This window comes from Rhodoferax lithotrophicus (assembly GCF_019973615.1).
In the GTDB taxonomy this organism is placed as follows: domain Bacteria; phylum Pseudomonadota; class Gammaproteobacteria; order Burkholderiales; family Burkholderiaceae_C; genus Rhodoferax; species Rhodoferax lithotrophicus.
Window position 1 is genome coordinate 4153637 of record NZ_AP024238.1, and the last position, 17420, is coordinate 4171056.

Here is a 17420-nt window from a genome sequence, read left to right on the forward strand (position 1 = left end):
GGAATCAGTCGAGCATTTTCCAGACCAGCTCCAGGCCCGCCGCCCACAGATCCCCCTCGGCAGGGGATGACGTAAGTTGAAAGGATCGGTGCTGAGCCTTGGCTTCACGCTGGGCTTTCAGGCGGTCCCGCTCCACCATCACCAGCGCGTCGGCCAACTCCGGTATTTTGAGAGCCCCCGCCTGGCTGCTGGCCTTGGCATAACCTTGCAGGGCACGCTCCACCGCTTGTGGGTCAAGCAGCGAGAACGCCGCGCGGCAGTAGGGGCAGGCGTGGTCTTTGCGCAAATCCACTGGCGCACCACAACTGTTGCAGTAAATCACCGCCACGCGCCGGGCCATGTCATCCACTTCGGGCTGGGTGAGCTGGCGCACAAAGCCCTTTTCGATCATGAAGCTGGAAAACACGCTGAAGCGCCCGTGCTTGCGGGTACAGCGGTAGGTGATGTAGCGGCCACTTTTCACCACATCAAAGCCCTGTGCCAAGATACCTTTGCAATGCGGACAGCTGAGTTTGCTGGCCAGCGGCTGGCGCGCATCGTCCCGGTGGGCGTGTAGCAGCCGGAACAGCTCCACCACTGCGGCCGGTGACAGTTTCAGGTTTTCCAGCGGGTCAAACCAGATGCCATGGCAGGCAAAACACAAGTCCAGCAACACATCGGGCCCCGCCACACCAGCAAAGGCGTGTTTTTCCATCGGAACCTGGCAGGACGGGCATGGACGGGGGATGGACATGTGCCTAACTTTCTATAAAAAAGTGCCTCTAACCTTTGTATTCAAAGCGCAGACAGCTCTCAAAATCATATCAAACACCCAGCCGTCGGCAGATTTCCAGCGTAGCGGCACTCTGGTTCATGCTGTAGAAATGCAAGCCCGGCGCACCACCGGCACGCAATTGTTCACACAAATCGGTGACCACGTCCAGGCCAAAGGCCTTGATGGAGGCAGTGTCGTCACCAAAGGCCTGCAGCCGCAGGCGGATCCAGCGCGGAATCTCGGCCCCGCAGGCATCACTGAAACGCATCAACTGGCTGGAGCTGGCGATCGGCATGATGCCGGGCACCACCGGAATTTGCACCCCCAGCGCATCGGCCTCTTCGACAAAGCGGAAGTAGGCATCCGAGTTGTAGAAATACTGGGTGATGGCGGAATTGGCTCCGGCCTGCACCTTGGCAGCAAAGGCCTTCAGGTCAGACTCGGGTGACTTGGCCTGCGGGTGGGTTTCCGGGTAGGCAGCGACTTCAATGTGAAAGTCGTCAGGCATCTCGGCGCGGATAAAGGCCACCAGGTCACTGGCGTACTGGAATTCGCCCCCGGTGCCATAGCCGCTGGGCAGGTCGCCACGCAAGGCCACCAGGCGCTTGACCCCCATGGCTTTGAGCGTAGCGAGCTGCTCACGCACCCGTTCGCGGGTGGCGCCAATGCAGGAGAAGTGTGAGGCGGCACTCATGCCTTCGCTCAAAATGTCGCGCACGGTGTTGAACGTGCCCTCTTGCGTGGAGCCGCCGGCGCCGAAAGTGACCGAGCAAAACTCGGGTTTCAGGGCATACAGCTGCTGGCGCACCAGGCGCAGCTTTTCAACCCCTTCGGGGGTTTTGGGCGGAAAAAATTCAATACTGACAGGAAAACGGTCTGGGCTCATCATGGCCCTCCTTGACAGGTGTGGGGGTGAACCGGGCAGGCCCGGCTCTCTCAGGGTTTGGTGGCGGCAATAAAAAACTCACGGTTGCCGTCGCCACCGGCAATTGGCGAGTCAAACCAGTGCATGACCGTCAAGCCCAGCTCGGCACAGGCTTCGCGCAGACGCTGCTCGACCAGCGGGAACATGGCAGCATCTTTGACGATACCGCCCTTGCCCACCTGGCCGGGTTGCAATTCAAACTGGGGTTTGACCAATGTGAGCAAGCGGCCACCACTTTTCAGCAGCGGCACCACGGCGGGCAGCACCAGGGTTTGGGAGATGAAGGACAAGTCCGCCACGACCAGGTCAAACTCGGGGACAAATTCAGCCTCTTCAACCCCTTCTTCAAGGTCAAATTGGCCTTCAGCGCTTGTACTGTCTGCGTAAGCAGCTATTAAATCAGAAGCATCCAGGGCACGCGCATTCACCCCCTCCACACACAACACCCGCGGGTCGGCACGTAACTGGGGGTGCAACTGGGCGCTGCCCACATCCACCCCCACCACCAACGCCGCACCGTGTTGCAGCAGGCAGTCGGTGAAACCACCGGTGCTTTGGCCCACGTCCAGGCACTGCCAGCCTTGCACCTTGAGCCCGACCTGGATCAACGCGGCCTGCAGCTTGAGGCCACCGCGCGACACATAGCGGGCCTCGGAGTCGTCCAGCAGCTCCAGCGCGGCATCCTCGGGCACGTCGTCGCCATTTTTGGCGACACGCCGCCAGGTTTCGCCCTGTTGGAACTGCACACCAGAAGCAATCAGCCGCTGCGCCTGCGAGCGTGTGCTGGCCAGCCCACGCTGTACCAGAAGTTGGTCAATACGCATGGCGGGCTTAGTAACGGTAAGAGTCGGCTTTGTACGGGCCGGACTTGCTCACCCCAATGTAGGCAGCTTGCTCGTCGGTCAGCTCGGACAATTGCACACCCACTTTTTTCAGGTGCAGGCGCGCCACTTTTTCGTCCAGGTGCTTGGGCAACACATAGACCTGGCCCACTTTGTAGTCTTTGGACTTGGTAAACAGTTCGATCTGCGCGATGGTCTGGTTGGCAAAGCTGGAGCTCATGACAAAACTGGGGTGACCGGTGCCGCAACCCAGGTTCACCAGACGGCCTTTGGCCAGCAGGATGATGCGTTTGGCCGGATTTTTGCCCTTCTTGGGGAAGATCACGTGGTCAACTTGCGGCTTGATCTCTTCCCAGGTGCATTTGGACAGGGATGCCACGTCAATTTCATTGTCAAAGTGGCCGATGTTGCAAACAATGGCCTGGTCTTTCATGGCCGCCATGTGCTCGAAGCGGATCACGTTCAGGTTGCCGGTGGCGGTGACAAAAATATCGCACTTGTCGGCGGCGTATTCCATGGTGACGACCTTGAAGCCTTCCATGGCGGCTTGCAGCGCGTTGATCGGATCGATCTCGGTCACCCACACCTGGGCGCTCAGGGCACGCAGCGCCTGGGCGCAGCCCTTGCCCACGTCGCCATAACCGGCGACCACCGCCACCTTGCCGGCGATCATCACGTCGGTGGCGCGTTTGATGCCGTCTACCAGCGACTCGCGGCAGCCGTACAGGTTGTCAAACTTGCTCTTGGTCACCGAGTCATTGACGTTAATGGCGCGCAGCTTCAGGTCACCCTTGGCCGACATCTCGTTCAAACGGTGCACGCCGGTGGTGGTTTCTTCGGTCACGCCGATGATGTTTTTCAGGCGGCGGCTGTACCAGGTGGCATCTTTGGCCAGCCTGGCTTTGATCGCCGCGTAAAGGCAGGTTTCTTCTTCGCTGGTGGGTTTGTCGAGCAAAGTGCTGTCTTTTTCAGCCCGGGCTCCCAGGTGCATCAACAGCGTGGCATCACCGCCGTCGTCCAGGATCATGTTCGGGCCTTCAGCGGCGGTGCCTTTTTTGCCGCCAAATTCAAAAATGCGGTGGGTGTAGTCCCAGTAGTCCGCCAGGGATTCACCTTTGACCGCAAACACCGGTGTGCCAGTGGCGGCAATGGCTGCAGCGGCGTGATCCTGTGTGGAAAAAATATTGCACGAGGCCCAGCGCACTTGGGCACCCAGGGCTTGCAGGGTTTCGATCAGCACGGCGGTCTGGATCGTCATGTGCAACGAGCCAGTGATGCGTGCGCCCTTGAGTGGCTGGTCTTTGGCGAATTCTTCGCGGATAGCCATCAGGCCAGGCATTTCGGTCTCGGCAATGTTGAGCTCTTTGCGGCCCCAGGCGGCCAGGCCGATGTCGGCAATGACGTGGTCAGCCACGGGGGCCGGTTGAACAAGCGCCTTAACGACGGGTTTGACGGCAGGTTTGGCGGTCGCTTTGACAGCGGGTTTGGCGGATTTTTTGGATGCAGCGCTCATGGTTCACTCCAGAAGTTAAGGTACTGACCACTGCTTGCAAGGGGGTAAATCACTCACCTCACGCGCAGTGGGTGAGCGCCGTTGTGAAACGCCACAGCAGTGCTGCCGCAGCGGGGTCCGAGCCTCACTCAGCAGCCCTTTGACAAAGGCTGTGAGCTGCAACGCTCCTCGGAATGGGCGCGATTATAGAGAAGCCAACCGGTCGGCCGCCATCACGGCTCCCCCAACGAGGTGATAGCCTTGGCCTGAAAATTGCATTTTGTAATTCTTTTGTAATGATCTGATTTTTTTGAAGTGCAAAATACAGATTGCCTGCCAGTCCACCAACGTCTCAAGGACCCCAATTGAACGCCTCCGCATCACCCTTAGCCACCACGTCTTCTGAGCAAATCAACGCCCATTTGCTGCACACCGTGGGCGTTGACCCGAATCGCGCCTCACCCAACGAATTGATGCAGGCTACCGCGCAAGTGGCACGTGCCCAGTTGTCCAAACGTTGGGTCGCCACACAAGCCAAAGAACGCCAACAAAAAGCCCGCCGTGTGGTGTATTTGTCGATGGAATTCCTGATGGGACGCACCCTGTCCAACGCACTGGCCGCATTGAACCTGACCGATGGCGCAGCCCAAGGTCTGGCCGAGCATGCGCAAAAGCTCGAAGACATTGCCAACCTGGAACCCGATGCGGCTTTGGGCAATGGCGGCCTGGGGCGCTTGGCGGCGTGTTTTCTGGACTCCATGGCCACGCTGGGCCTGCCCTCCTGGGGCTATGGCATTCGCTATGAATACGGCATGTTCGCCCAGGAAATCCAGGATGGCTGCCAGGTCGAGTACCCGGACTCGTGGCTCAAAGACGGCACACCGTGGGAATTTCCCCGCGCTGACATCACCTACACGGTGCGTTTTGGCGGCTGGGTCACGCATGAGAATGAAAAAGCCGTCTGGCAGTCCACCGGCGAAGTGGCCGCCAAGGCCTACGACATGGTGGTACCCGGCCACGGCACCGACAAGGTCAGCACCCTGCGTCTGTGGAAAGCGGTGGCCCCCGACCATATTGACCTGGGTGCCTTCAACAGTGGCGACTACGCCCGCGCAGCCAGCGCCAAAAACGAGTACGAAAACATTTCCTGGGTGCTCTACCCCAACGACAGCACGCCAGCCGGGCGTGAGTTGCGCCTGAAGCAAGAATACTTTTTTGTGGCAGCCTCCATGCAGGACTTGATCCAGCGCCACCTGGACGAACACCCCTCGCTGCACAACCTGGACGAGCACGTCGCCATCCACCTCAATGACACCCACCCGGCGATTGGGGTGGCCGAGTTGATGCGTATCCTGTGTGACGAACACAACTTCACCTGGCCCCAAGCCTGGGCGATTTGCACCAAAACCTTCTCCTACACCAACCACACCCTGATGCCCGAGGCCCTGGAGACCTGGCCGGTGTCGCTGATGCAGCATGTGCTGCCGCGCCATCTGGAAATCATCTTCCGCATCAACAAGGAGTTTCTGGATCATGCGGCGCGCTTTCTGCCGGGTGACCATGAGTTCCTCAAGCGCCTGTCACTGATTGACGAGACCGGTGAACGCCGGGTGCGCATGGCGCATTTATCGGTGGTGGGCAGCCACCACATCAACGGCGTGTCGGCGCTGCACTCCGAACTGCTGGTGCGCACGATTTTTTCGGACTTTGCCACCATCTGGCCCGACCGCTTCACCAACATGACCAACGGTGTCACCCCCCGGCGCTGGCTGGCGCAGGCCAACCCCGGCCTGTCGGCCCTGCTGGACGACACTCTGGGCACCGGCTGGCGGCTGGATCTGGGCCAGCTGAAACGGCTCGAAGCACTGCAAGACAATGCCGCTTTTGCCGAAAAGTTCAGGGCCATCAAACGCGCCAACAAGGTGCGGCTGGCCAACTACATCGAAAAAACCACCGGCATCACCGTCAGCCCCGACAGCCTGTTTGACGTGCAGGTCAAACGTATCCACGAATACAAACGCCAGCTGCTCAACGTGTTGCACGTGATCACGCGGTACCAGGCGATTCTGGCCGACCCGCATGCACCCTGGGTGCCGCGCACCGTCATCTTTGCCGGTAAAGCGGCCTCCAGCTACCAGTCGGCCAAGTCGATCATCCGCCTGATCCACGATGTGGGTCTGACCATCAACAACGACCCACGCATTGGCGACAAGCTCAAGCTGGTGTTTATCCCCAATTACGGCGTATCGGTGGCTGAAATCATCATGCCCGGAGCCGACTTGTCAGAGCAAATCTCCACCGCCGGCACCGAAGCCTCGGGCACCGGCAACATGAAGCTGGCACTTAACGGCGCGCTGACCATTGGCACTGACGACGGGGCCAACATCGAGATCCGGCAAAACGTGGGCGACGACAACATCTTCATCTTCGGCCTGAAAACCCCCGAAGTGCGCGCCCTCAAGGTAGCGGGCTACCACCCCTTGAACTACTACAACAACGATCCGGCCCTCAAGGCCGTGCTGGATGCCATTGCCAACGGGCAATTCTCCCCCGATGAACTGGGACGCTACCGTGGTCTGACCGACCCCCTGATCTGGGGCGGTGACCACTACATGCTGTTGGCTGACTATGCGTCTTATGTGGCCACACAGACCCTGGTAGACGAGCTCTACCGAAAACCCGACCAGTGGTGCCAGCGAGCAATTCGCAATGTGGCGGGCATGGGAGCGTTTTCTTCCGACCGAACCATCGCAGCCTACGCCCGCGACATCTGGAGTATTGAACCTGAACACACCTGACACCACTTCGCCCCAGCTGCCAGCCCACCGCACAACCTGAGAACCTCTTGCCATGCTGCGAAAACACGACATTGACCAGATCTGCAACGCCAGTCACGGTGATCCGTTTGCCGTCCTGGGGCCGCACGAACTCAAGTCAGGACAGACCTCCCTGCGCTGTTTTCTGCCGACCGCCGTCCAGGTAGCCGCCATCGACTCCCAAGGCATGGTGCTGGGTCAATTAAAAGCCCGCGCCGACGGTTTTTTCGAAGGCCACCTCAACGCCCCGTACCACACCGCCTACCAGTTGCAGGTGCACTGGGCCAGCGGCCTGGTCAGCACCATCGACGATCCTTACCGCTTTCCTCTGGTGCTGGGCGAGATGGATGTCTGGCTGCTGGGGGAAGGCACCCACTTGCGCCCCTATGAAGTGCTTGGCGCACAAACCTGTACCCTGCTGGGTGTCAGCGGTACCCGCTTTGCCGTGTGGGCACCCAATGCCAGCCGGGTCAGCGTGGTGGGGGATTTCAACTTCTGGGATGGGCGTCGCCACCCGATGCGGCTGCGCCGCGAATGCGGCGTGTGGGAGCTGTTCTTGCCCGGGGTGACGACCGGTGCGCTATATAAATTTGAGATCCGCACCACCAGCGGCGAAGTTTTGCCCGCCCGTGCCGACCCCTACGCGCTACAAGCCGAATTACGCCCCGCCACCGCCAGCGTGGTGGGCCAACTGCCTGGAAAAATCCCACCCAACGCACAACGTCAGCGCGCCAACGCGCTGGATGCCCCGGTGAGCATTTACGAAGTGCACCTGGGCTCCTGGCGGCGCATGGCCGATGACGGCAACCGCTGGCTCAATTGGGACGAGCTGGCCGACACCCTGATTCCCTACGCACAAGCGATGGGGTTCACCCATCTGGAATTGTTGCCCATCAGCGAACATCCGTTTGACGGCTCCTGGGGCTACCAACCGGTGGGCATGTACGCGCCCACCGCCCGTTTTGGTGACGCAGCGGGGTTTGGCCGACTGGTACAGCGTTGCCACGCTGCCGGGCTGGGCCTGATTCTGGACTGGGTGCCCGCCCACTTCCCCACGGATGCCCATGGCCTGGCCAACTTTGACGGCACCCACCTGTATGAATACGCCGACCCACGTGAAGGCTTTCACAACGACTGGAACACCCTGATCTACAACCTGGGCCGGACTGAAGTGCGCAACTTTCTGGTCGGCAATGCGCTGTACTGGCTGGAGCGTTTTGGTGTGGACGGCCTGCGCGTGGATGCGGTGGCCTCCATGCTCTACCGCGACTACAGCCGCAAGGCCGGTGAATGGATTCCCAACATACACGGCGGGCGGGAGAACCTGGAGGCCATCGATTTCCTCAAACGCATGAACGAGGTGGTCGGTGTGCAGTGCCCGCAAGCCATCACGCTGGCCGAAGAATCCACCGCCTACCCGGCGGTCTCACGCCCCACCTATGCCGGAGGTCTGGGCTTTCATTACAAGTGGAACATGGGCTGGATGCATGACAGCCTGGCCTACATGGCGCGCGACCCGATCTACCGCCAGCACCACCAGGGTGAGATGACCTTCAGCCTGGTCTATGCCTTCAACGAAAATTTTGTGCTGCCCATTTCTCACGACGAAGTGGTGCATGGCAAGGGTTCGCTGCTGACCAAAATGCCCGGTGACCGCTGGCAACAGCTGGCCAATGTACGCGCCTTTCTGGGCTATATGTGGGGGCATCCTGGCAAAAAACTGCTGTTCATGGGTTGTGAATTTGCCCAGGAACGCGAATGGAACCATGACCACAGCCTGGACTGGAACCTGCTGGAAAATCCGCAGCACGCCGGGGTGCAGCACCTGGTGCGCGATCTGAACAAGTTGTACCGCGCCACCCCGGCCCTGTACCAGCAAGACTTTGACCCGGCCGGTTTTGAATGGATCGACCACAGTGATGCCGCACATTCGATCCTGAGTTTTATCCGCCATGGTCTGGATACCCGCACCTTCATTCTGGTGGTGTGCAATTTCACCCCCCAAGTACAACCCGGCTACCGGCTGGGGGTGCCCCAGCCGGGCCACTACCGCGAGGTGCTCAACACCGACTCCGCCCACTATGGCGGCAGCAATGTCGGTACCCCACTGGGCACGGCCAATGCCGAACCCACCCCCTGGCACGGCAAACCGTGCTCTATCCTGATTACACTGCCCCCCTTGTCAACGGTATTTTTTGAATGGAACGTTTGAGTGCGGAAGGCCTGCAGGCCGGACACCCGTGGCCCTTGGGGGCCCATTTTGATGGACAGGGTGTCAATTTTGCGGTGTTTTCGAGCCATGCCCAAGGCATCGAACTCTGCCTTTTTGATGCCGATGGCACACACGAGCTGACCCGCATGCATCTGACCTGCCAGACCGGTGATGTCTGGCACGGGTACCTGCCCGGTGCCCAGCCTGGCTTGGTGTATGGCTTGCGTGCGCATGGCTCCTGGCGACCCGACAAAGGGTACCGATTTGATGCCGCCAAATTGCTGCTCGACCCCTATGCGCGCGACATCGTGGGGGACTACATCTGGAGCGATGCCCATTTTTCGCAGGAGCACCCCCTCTCCAGGCACATGGACACACATGACAACGCTCGCCTGGCGCTCAAAGCCCGTGTCACCCATGACCAATTCGATTGGGACAACGACACCCCACCCTACATCCCGCTGGCACAAAGTGTGCTGTATGAATGCCATGTCAAAGGCTTTAGCCAGCTACATCCACAAATCCCCCCCGAATTACGCGGCAGCTTCGCTGCACTGGCGCATCCCGCTGCCATCCAGCACTTCAAGGCACTGGGCATCACCGCCCTGAGCTTGCTGCCGGTGCACTACTGCTTGAACGAAGAACGCCTGGTGAGTATGGGCCTCACCAACTATTGGGGCTACAACACCCTGGGCTTCTTCTGTGTTGACCCACGGCTGGCCAGCGGAACACAGGGCCGCTCACCACGTGACGAGTTTCGCCACATGGTTCGCAACCTGCACCAGGCTGGCCTGGAGGTGATTCTGGACGTGGTCTACAACCACACCGCCGAGGCCGACCACACTGGCCCCACCCTGAGCTTTCGTGGACTTGACAACGCCAGCTACTACGTGCTGGCGGCCAACGACCCTTCTCGCTATGAAAACTACAGCGGTTGCGGCAATACCATCAACATCAAACACCCCAAAGTCTTGCAACTGGTGATGGACAGCCTGCGCTACTGGGTGAGTGAAATGCATGTCGACGGCTTTCGTTTTGACTTGGCCAGCGTGCTGGGCCGCAATGAACAAGGCTTCAGCGCCAGCGCATCGTTCTTTGCTGCAGTAGCACAAGACCCGGTACTGTGCCGTGTCAAACTGATTGCCGAGCCCTGGGATCTGGGGCCTGGCGGCTACCAGGTGGGTGGATTCCCCAGAGGCTGGCTGGAATGGAACGACCGTTTTCGCGATGGTATGCGCTGCTTTTGGGTACAAAACGCAGCGTCCCCCCATACCCCCGTGGCCCACGGCAACCGGGGTGACTTTGCCATGCGTCTGTGTGGCTCATCCGATGTCTACCAACCCAGCCAACGCACCCCCGCCAAATCCCTGAACTACGTGGTGTCCCACGACGGTTTTACGCTCGCTGACCTGGTCAGCTACAACCAGCGCCACAACCTGGCCAATGGCGAAAACAACCGTGACGGCACGGGCGACAACCTGAGTTTCAACTGTGGCTTTGAGGGCCCCTGCGATGACCCGGCTGTGCTGGCCTTGCGCCACAAGCTGCAACGCACCCTGATGGCCACCACCTTGCTGGCCCAGGGCACCCCCATGATCTGCGCGGGCGACGAAATTGGCCACAGCCAGGGCGGCAACAACAACCCTTATTGCCAGGACAACACCATCACCTGGATCAACTGGCAAACCGCCGACACCGATCTGCTGGCGTTTACCCAACACGTGCTGAGCCTGCGACACCAACTACAACCGTTTCATAACCAGTGGTACAGCGGCATTGCCAACATTGACGGGGTCTACGACCTGTCCTGGTGGCAAGCCGATGGCAGTGTGCTTCAGGGTGATGCCTGGCATCAGCCCATGGTCCGCACCCTGGCTTGCCTGGTGGGGCATCCAGGGCGCAGCCCGGTACCCTTACTTTTGCTGGTGAATGCCGGAGCCAGCGATGCCGCGTTTGTACTGCCACGCGGCCAATGGCAAGCGCTGCTGGATACGGCACACCCACGTGGCGAAAGCCAGCAACAAGCGGCTGGCGGCAGCGACCTTCAAGTGACAGCACACAGCCTGATGCTGCTGCAGCAGACCACCAGCCACACCACTCCGGCTACGCCGTCAAAACCCGTCAGCATTTCACAGGTTTGAAGCCACGGTGCATCAACTCAGGCCCTGAATTCTTTCCAATGAAGGAGGCACCAAACGAGTCAAAAATCACGATGCAAACCCCTATTCCCACGTTCAAAGGTTTGCCAGAGGTATCTCCTGCGCAGTCTCATCAGCCTGAAGCAGGCCTATGAGCTGGCCCAAGTCCTCATCCATTCGTTGAAGTGTCTGCGCACTTAAATTACTCAAAGCCTGCGGCAAAACCCCCTCAAACGGACCAGGAACTTTCTTCAGCAGCCTGGTGCCAGCAGGCAAAATTTTGAGTTGCACATTGCGTCGATCATCCGATGCCTTATCCATGCGAATGAGTTCCTTGCGCAGCAATTTTTTGATCAAGTTGCTGGCGGTTGACTGATGGATATCCATGCTGGAGGCAACACCCCCCATGCCAATACCCGGATTGGCCTTGATCACACTCAAAGCCCAAACCTGTGCGCCGCCCAAACCTACTTGTTTCTCCATCTGTCGAAAATGGTTTCGTACCGAACTAAAAACCACACGGAAGCGGCGCAATACTATGGCAGGTGTGACGGATTCAGTTGGCAGCGGGGCGGCAGATTTCATTGAGATGACTTAAATAAACTGGAATCTCGGATGATAGACATCCCATCGTCAAACCCCCAGAAGTCATGCCGGATCACTGCAACGACAATTGCTCTCTGAGTTTTTTCATCAGTAGATCCTCAAAGGTATAAAAACCTGTGTCACACCGGGCCAATTCGCTCAAGGCAAAGGCCGCCCCTGTACCAAACGCCTCACGCTTGATGGAGTCATGGGTGAGACGCACCGTTTGAAAAGGAAAACCAAAAATCACCTCGTGGTGTCCCACAATGCCACCTAGCCGCAGGGAGGTTATTTTTTCCGAACTCAACTCCAGGCTTTCAGCGATTTTTTTGGCAGTCCCGGAAACTTCTGGCTTTTCCTTGAAATGCTGTTCCAGAATTTCAACATCCGCAAATGGCGCAATGCTCCTGAGAAGTTTGGCCGCCATGATCAGGAAGTTGATGCCCAGTGTGATATTGGGCGAACAAAGAATACGGGTGTCTTGCCCCAGACTGTGTGCATAGCTGAGTTGCGCCTGATCGTAGGCAGAGATGGCACTGACCAGCATGATTTTTCTGCGTCTGAGCGCTTCGCCATACACCTGCAATGACTGTGGTGCTGAGAAATCAACTATCGCGTCAACGGGTTGTTCATCAAGCCAGTCTGAAAAATGGATGGCATCCAGTCCAACCAACGGGATGGCACGCTCATCCATCGTTTGAGCTCCTGGGACGGATGTGCGTTTCACAATCCAGCGCAGATCAAACCGAGGATCAGCCTTCAATACCTGAGCCACTGCGCTGCCGGCTTTGCCATGTCCGATCAGTCCAACTTTCATCATTGTCTTGTCTCCTTGAGTTTGAACTGCTGCATACAAAAATTACATTTGCCACAATATAACAGATACATTTGTTGCAATGTATGATGAAGACTGGATCCTTCTTTTTCACTTACGCTTACTGTTTCATCATGCGCCCACACCCTCACGTACCAACCACTTTCAAGCAGGAACTTTCTGACTGGCACATGTGGGCGGGCCGTGGTGTGGTGATTACATTTGCAGCCTTGGCCGGACTCACCGTGGTTGTGTTTACCTGGCTGGCTGATCATGCAATAGCCCAGTTTTTTCTTTTTCAAAATGCCTACTGGTGGGGGCCCCTCTTTTGGACCCCTCTCTCAACCTCAGCTATTGTTTGGCTAACATTGCGGTTTGCGCCGGGAGCTGCCGGGTCCGGGATTCCCCAGGTCATGGCCGCCCTGGAACCACAAGCCATGGGTACAGTCCGGCGGCTTTATGTATCGCTCAAGCTGAGTATTGCCAAAATTCTGTTGACCACCTGGGGCTTGCTGGCCGGACTTTCGCTCGGACGCGAGGGCCCGTCAGTTCAGATAGCAGCCGGGGTCATGCACTATGCCCGGCGTTGGCTGCCCAAGCGGGCGCACATTGGTGAACACAGTCTTCTCATCGCCGGTGGGGCCGCCGGCATTGCAGCAGCCTTCAATACCCCACTGGGTGGTGTGATGTTTGCCATTGAGGAACTTTCCAAAAGGGCAGAACAACGCAGCAATAGTTTGATTTTGGTAGCCATTGTGCTGGGCGGGCTGATGGGTGTTTCTGCCTATGGCAATGCGAGTTATTTTGGGGTGATTCACATTGAGAATTTTGGCTTTGCACTGATTCTTCCGGCCATTCTGGTGGCGCTTTGTTGTGGTGTCGCTGGCGGGCTCTTCTCTCGGCTTTTGATTGTGTCGCTGTCGGGCAGCTCAATGGACAGGTTCAGTCAATTTCGAAAAACTTCTCCGGTCTTGTTTGCCGCTGGCTGCGGGCTGGCAGTCGCTATCCTGGGCGTGGTGAGCCATGGTGAAACCTATGGCAGTGGGTATGCACACAACCGTGCCATGCTGGAAAACACCAATGACACCTCTTCACTCTATGTCCTGCTGAAATTTGTCGCAACCTGGTTGACCACCTGGGCGGGTGTACCGGCCGGGGTGTTCGCCCCCTCGCTGGCCATCGGCGGGGCGTTGGGCAATGACCTAGCGCAACTCACCGCCTACGCCAATGCACCCACTTTGATCGCTCTTGGCATGGCTGCTTTTCTGGCCGCAGTCACACAAGCACCATTAACCTCGTTCATCATCGTGATGGAAATGGTGGATGGCCATGCGCTGGTGTTGAGTCTCATGGCCTGTACGCTGGTGGCCAGTGGTGCGTCGAAACTCATCAGTGCACCTTTGTACTCCTCGCTGGCCGAACTGCAATTACTGCGCATCAAAAGCTTGGTAGACACCCCAAAAAAGAACGTCTAAAGGTGCACTTTGCACGCCTTCACCATCCATTCTCAAACAAGTCAAGGAGTATCGGAGATGTACAGAAAAATTCTGGTTGTGGTGGATGATCGTGTAACTACCCAGTCGACCATTTGTCAAGCCATTGCAATGGCCCAGGTGCATCGTGCCGACATTCATTTTTTCTATGTCATGCCGCACTATGAATTAACGAGTTTTGACATGCTTCCAGTGGCTGATCTACCGCCTGATGAGTTCCAAAACAAAGCCAACGCTCAGGCTCACAAGCTGCTGACACAAGCCTGCGAAATGGCTGAACAGGCTGGCGTTCAAAGCTACCAAGCCATGAGTTCAGGCAAGGATGACGCGAAATGTGTCGCGGATGCGGCAGAAAAAAGACATTGCGACCTGATTGTTGTCGGCACAGAAGGCAGCAATGCCGTGATGCGCATCCTCAATGGCAGCATCATTCCCGGACTGATTTCCGTAGCGACCAAGCCGGTTCTTGTCTGTCGGGATACGGGTTCACGGGACGAGCTCAAACGCAAAGCCAACGCGACCCAATACGCGCGGCACAGACGGCGGTAAGGTCTGGAGCGGCGGCAGCGAGAACAAAACGACTCAAAAAGAAGCCCCAGAGGGCCTCAAATATCTCTCGTTACCCGAACCGCTGCTGAAGTTACCAGCCAATCAGCACTGGCACCTCACTCACCCGCAGCAAGGTACTGGTAATGCTCCCGGTCATCAACTGTTTCAGCCAGAAGTGGCCAAACACACGCATCCCCAGCAAATCTGCACGCTGCGTTTCTACGAAGGAGCATTGCACTGCATTGGGCGCATGGGCCATCAATTGCGGCACACGATGCCCTCATGACTCACCATACAAATACAAAACGTAGGTATTCAAAACATACATCGTCATCAGCCCCAGGCTGATCCAGTTCACCGCCCGCAACACACGTGAGCCAGGTTTGAAAAACAAGCCAACCATGACCAGTCCGGTCATGGTGATGGCCGTGCCTGCTGTCACAGCATGCACAGGTGACACGCTGGCCATGAGCACGCCAGGGCGGTAAAACAGGTCGTCCACGGCAATGATGAGCACATTAAACATGTTACTGCCGAGCAGATTACCAATAGCCATGTCCAGTGCGCCCAAGCGCAAGGCTGACAGCGTCACGGCCAACTCAGGCAAAGAGGTGGCCGTGGCGACAAACAGGCTGCCAACAAACGACTTGTTCCACGCCATGGCGTGGGCCAGATCAGTTGCTACAAACGGCAGCCACATGCCAGCCCCGGCCACCACAGAAGCGACCAGTGCAAAGTGAATGATGGCGGTACGTAACTCGGGTAGATCTGCCGCAAATTCGACCTCAGCCTGCACGGCATGGTCACGCTCATAGGCAAACACGGTGCGCATGGCCACCAGATAGAGCAGCAACAGCACGGGTGCGATCAAACCGATGTTCAGTTGCGTTGAAGCGGCAGCGTCCACTTCGCCTGGTGACGGCATGACCTGACTCACCAACAAGCTGACCAGCGCAAACCCCAGCATCACAACCCCAAATGCCCCCGCCAGCACATGGCCCAGACTGGCCCGCTGCCAGACCGGCTCCTGGCGAAAAAACAAGTCAACAACCACCAGAAACACCAGGTTCACCACACAACTGCCCAACGCATCACCAAGCGCCAGATTGGGGGCATGGGCGATGGTGACACTGGTGATGCCGGTGGCCAGTTCGGGCAGCGAGGTCACCGTGGCCAGCAGGACCAGCCCGATCCAGCTGCCCGACAAACCAGTGCGCTGGGCAATGGCATCGCCATAAAGCGACAGCTGGTAGCCCGCGCCACCAATCAGAGCGGCACAGAAGGCAAACTGCAGCCAGATAAGTCCCACCGCATTCATATTCCCCCCTTATGACGGACAGACACTGTTCTGAACAACCAGGCTCAATGCAGCAACTGGTATTGCACCAGATAGGTACCCGCCCCCGCCAGATAACCCACCAAAGCCAGGCCACCGATTTTTTTGACGTACCAGAAAAACTGGATTCGCTCCAGCCCCATGGCCGCCACACCGGCAGCCGAACCAATGATCAAAATTGAGCCGCCGGTGCCGGCGCAGTAAGCCAGAAACTCCCAGAAAAAGTGATCCGGCGGGTATTGCGTCAGGCTGTACATGCCCATGGCGGCCGCCACCAGCGGTACATTGTCGACAATCGCGCTGGCCACGCCGATGATCATCACGACGACATCCTGACGGCCCACAGCCTGATCCAGCCACCGCGCCAGCGCGGTCAATACATGCGCGTGCTCCAGCGTAGCGACTGCCAGCAAGATGCCGATAAAGAACACCAGTGAGCCCATGTCGATCTTGCTCAGGGCATGCCCCAGCGTCAGGTGCTGCTTGGCAGCATCTTCCTTGTGGCGGTGCACCAGGTCCCCGACAATCCACAAAATTCCCAGGCCAAACAAGACCCCCAAAAACGGCGGCAAATGGGTGATGGTTTTGAACGCGGGCACCGCCACCAGAATACCCAGCCCCAGAAAGAACATCAGGTTGCGCTCAAACGCCGTGGTACGCAGCTCAGCAAACTCACGCACCCGCTCAGGGGCCACCACCACCTGCCCGCGCAAGACCCAGGCCACGATGCCCAGCGGCACCAGCATACAGACCAGCGAGGGCAGCAGCACCGACTGGATGATGGCCAGCGCCGTGACCTGACCGCCAATCCACAACATGGTGGTGGTCACATCGCCAATCGGCGACCAGGCCCCGCCCGCGTTGGCGGCAATGACGATGATGCCGGCAAAAAACAGCCGGTCTTCACGCTTGGCCAGCAGCTTGCGCATCAGGGAAATCATCACAATGGTGGTGGTCAGGTTGTCCAGAATGGCGCTGAGGAAAAACGTGACAAAACCCACCAACCACATCAGCGTGGACAGCCGGGAGGTCTTGATACGGGTGGTGATGACTTCAAAGCCGTTGTGCGCGTCCACCACCTCCACAATGGTCATCGCCCCCATCAGAAAGAAAACAATCTGCGCCGTGCCCATCAAGGACTCACTCAGTTGCTCACTCACCAGATGGGCATCCCCCACCGACAGGGCGTAAATGCTCCACAGCAGGCCAGCGCCCACCAGGGCCGAGCCGGATTTGTTGATCTTGAGGGGGTGTTCCAGCGCAATCGCCGCGTAGGCGATCACAAAAATGGCGATCAGAGCCGGGGCGGCCTGGGCAAGGCTGTCAGGTGTCAGGGACATGGTCGAAGGTACTCCGCGTGGCGGCCCGACCAGCGCTTGAACCTGTCACACCGCAACATGCAGTGCATACACCCAAAGGGCATTCTATGTGCACCACCATGAACCAAGGCCAACGGCTGTACCG

At 58.3% G+C, this 17420-nt stretch carries 15 protein-coding genes and 1 riboswitch; of the genes, 5 read left to right on the forward strand and 10 right to left on the reverse strand.

Annotated features, from left to right (window positions below):
* Positions 1 to 4: 4 nt before the first annotated feature.
* From LDN84_RS19140 to ahcY, 4 genes are all read right to left on the reverse strand, one after another.
* Positions 5 to 733 carry a TFIIB-type zinc ribbon-containing protein gene (locus LDN84_RS19140; protein WP_223905010.1) on the reverse strand — a complete coding sequence of 243 codons (729 nt, stop codon included), beginning with the start codon at positions 731 to 733 and terminating at the stop codon, positions 5 to 7.
* 70 nt (positions 734 to 803) lie between these two features.
* Entirely contained in the window at positions 804 to 1640 is an 837-nt protein-coding gene (metF, locus tag LDN84_RS19145; RefSeq protein ID WP_223905011.1) for a methylenetetrahydrofolate reductase [NAD(P)H], read from the reverse strand.
* A 50-nt stretch (positions 1641 to 1690) separates the two neighbouring features.
* Positions 1691 to 2503 carry a TlyA family RNA methyltransferase gene (locus LDN84_RS19150; RefSeq protein ID WP_223905012.1) on the reverse strand — a complete coding sequence of 271 codons (813 nt, stop codon included), beginning with the start codon at positions 2501 to 2503 and terminating at the stop codon, positions 1691 to 1693.
* Positions 2504 to 2510: 7 nt separating this feature from the next.
* On the reverse strand, positions 2511 to 4034 hold the full coding sequence (ahcY, locus tag LDN84_RS19155; RefSeq protein ID WP_223905013.1) for an adenosylhomocysteinase: 1524 nt from the start codon (positions 4032 to 4034) through the stop codon (positions 2511 to 2513).
* A 66-nt stretch (positions 4035 to 4100) separates the two neighbouring features.
* A riboswitch (S-adenosyl-L-homocysteine riboswitch) is annotated at positions 4101 to 4210 on the reverse strand.
* A 168-nt stretch (positions 4211 to 4378) separates the two neighbouring features.
* Between ahcY and LDN84_RS19160 the strand changes: the two genes are divergently transcribed.
* From LDN84_RS19160 to glgX, 3 genes are read left to right on the forward strand one after another with little or no spacing between them, the layout of a single operon-like run.
* The gene (locus LDN84_RS19160; RefSeq protein ID WP_223905014.1) at positions 4379 to 6811 is read left to right on the forward strand and encodes a glycogen/starch/alpha-glucan phosphorylase; all 2433 of its coding nucleotides are present in this window, start codon (positions 4379 to 4381) and stop codon (positions 6809 to 6811) included.
* A 52-nt stretch (positions 6812 to 6863) separates the two neighbouring features.
* Complete coding sequence (gene glgB / locus LDN84_RS19165) at positions 6864 to 9041, forward strand: 1,4-alpha-glucan branching protein GlgB (RefSeq protein ID WP_223905015.1); 2178 nt, start codon at positions 6864 to 6866, stop codon at positions 9039 to 9041.
* Positions 9029 to 11182, forward strand: coding sequence for a glycogen debranching protein GlgX (gene glgX / locus LDN84_RS19170; protein ID WP_223905016.1), 2154 nt, complete (start codon positions 9029 to 9031; stop codon positions 11180 to 11182). The genes glgB and glgX overlap by 13 nt, the downstream gene beginning before the upstream one ends.
* A 93-nt stretch (positions 11183 to 11275) precedes the next feature.
* Here the strand turns inward: glgX and LDN84_RS19175 are convergent, their stop codons facing one another.
* The 3 genes from LDN84_RS19175 to LDN84_RS19185 all read right to left on the reverse strand — a co-directional run bounded on the left by LDN84_RS19175 (position 11276) and on the right by LDN84_RS19185 (position 12880).
* Positions 11276 to 11764, reverse strand: coding sequence for a MarR family winged helix-turn-helix transcriptional regulator (locus tag LDN84_RS19175; protein ID WP_223905017.1), 489 nt, complete (start codon positions 11762 to 11764; stop codon positions 11276 to 11278).
* Between the two features lie 73 nt (positions 11765 to 11837).
* Positions 11838 to 12584, reverse strand: a complete 747-nt coding sequence (locus LDN84_RS19180) for a 4-hydroxy-tetrahydrodipicolinate reductase (protein WP_223905018.1) — start codon at positions 12582 to 12584, stop codon at positions 11838 to 11840.
* The gene (locus LDN84_RS19185) at positions 12581 to 12880 is read right to left on the reverse strand and encodes a hypothetical protein (RefSeq protein WP_223913304.1); all 300 of its coding nucleotides are present in this window, start codon (positions 12878 to 12880) and stop codon (positions 12581 to 12583) included. Before LDN84_RS19185 ends, LDN84_RS19180 begins: the two co-directional genes overlap by 4 nt.
* Here LDN84_RS19185 and LDN84_RS19190 point away from each other — a divergent pair.
* Together LDN84_RS19190 and LDN84_RS19195 are read left to right on the forward strand one after the other, a co-directional pair.
* Complete coding sequence (locus tag LDN84_RS19190; RefSeq protein ID WP_223913158.1) at positions 12770 to 14053, forward strand: chloride channel protein; 1284 nt, start codon at positions 12770 to 12772, stop codon at positions 14051 to 14053. The two genes, LDN84_RS19185 and LDN84_RS19190, sit on opposite strands and share 111 nt — an antisense overlap.
* Positions 14054 to 14062: 9 nt before the next feature.
* Positions 14063 to 14620 (forward strand): universal stress protein, encoded by a 558-nt coding sequence (locus LDN84_RS19195; protein ID WP_223905019.1) that lies wholly within the window; start codon positions 14063 to 14065, stop codon positions 14618 to 14620.
* 91 nt (positions 14621 to 14711) lie between these two features.
* Here LDN84_RS19195 and LDN84_RS19200 read toward each other — a convergent pair whose 3' ends face one another.
* From LDN84_RS19200 to nhaD, 3 genes are read right to left on the reverse strand one after another with little or no spacing between them, the layout of a single operon-like run.
* Positions 14712 to 14891 (reverse strand): universal stress protein, encoded by a 180-nt coding sequence (locus LDN84_RS19200; RefSeq protein ID WP_223905020.1) that lies wholly within the window; start codon positions 14889 to 14891, stop codon positions 14712 to 14714.
* 9 nt (positions 14892 to 14900) lie between these two features.
* Positions 14901 to 15938, reverse strand: a complete 1038-nt coding sequence (locus LDN84_RS19205) for a sodium:calcium antiporter (RefSeq protein ID WP_223905021.1) — start codon at positions 15936 to 15938, stop codon at positions 14901 to 14903.
* Positions 15939 to 15982: 44 nt separating this feature from the next.
* Positions 15983 to 17296, reverse strand: coding sequence for a sodium:proton antiporter NhaD (nhaD, locus tag LDN84_RS19210; protein ID WP_223905022.1), 1314 nt, complete (start codon positions 17294 to 17296; stop codon positions 15983 to 15985).
* Positions 17297 to 17420 lie beyond the last annotated feature (124 nt).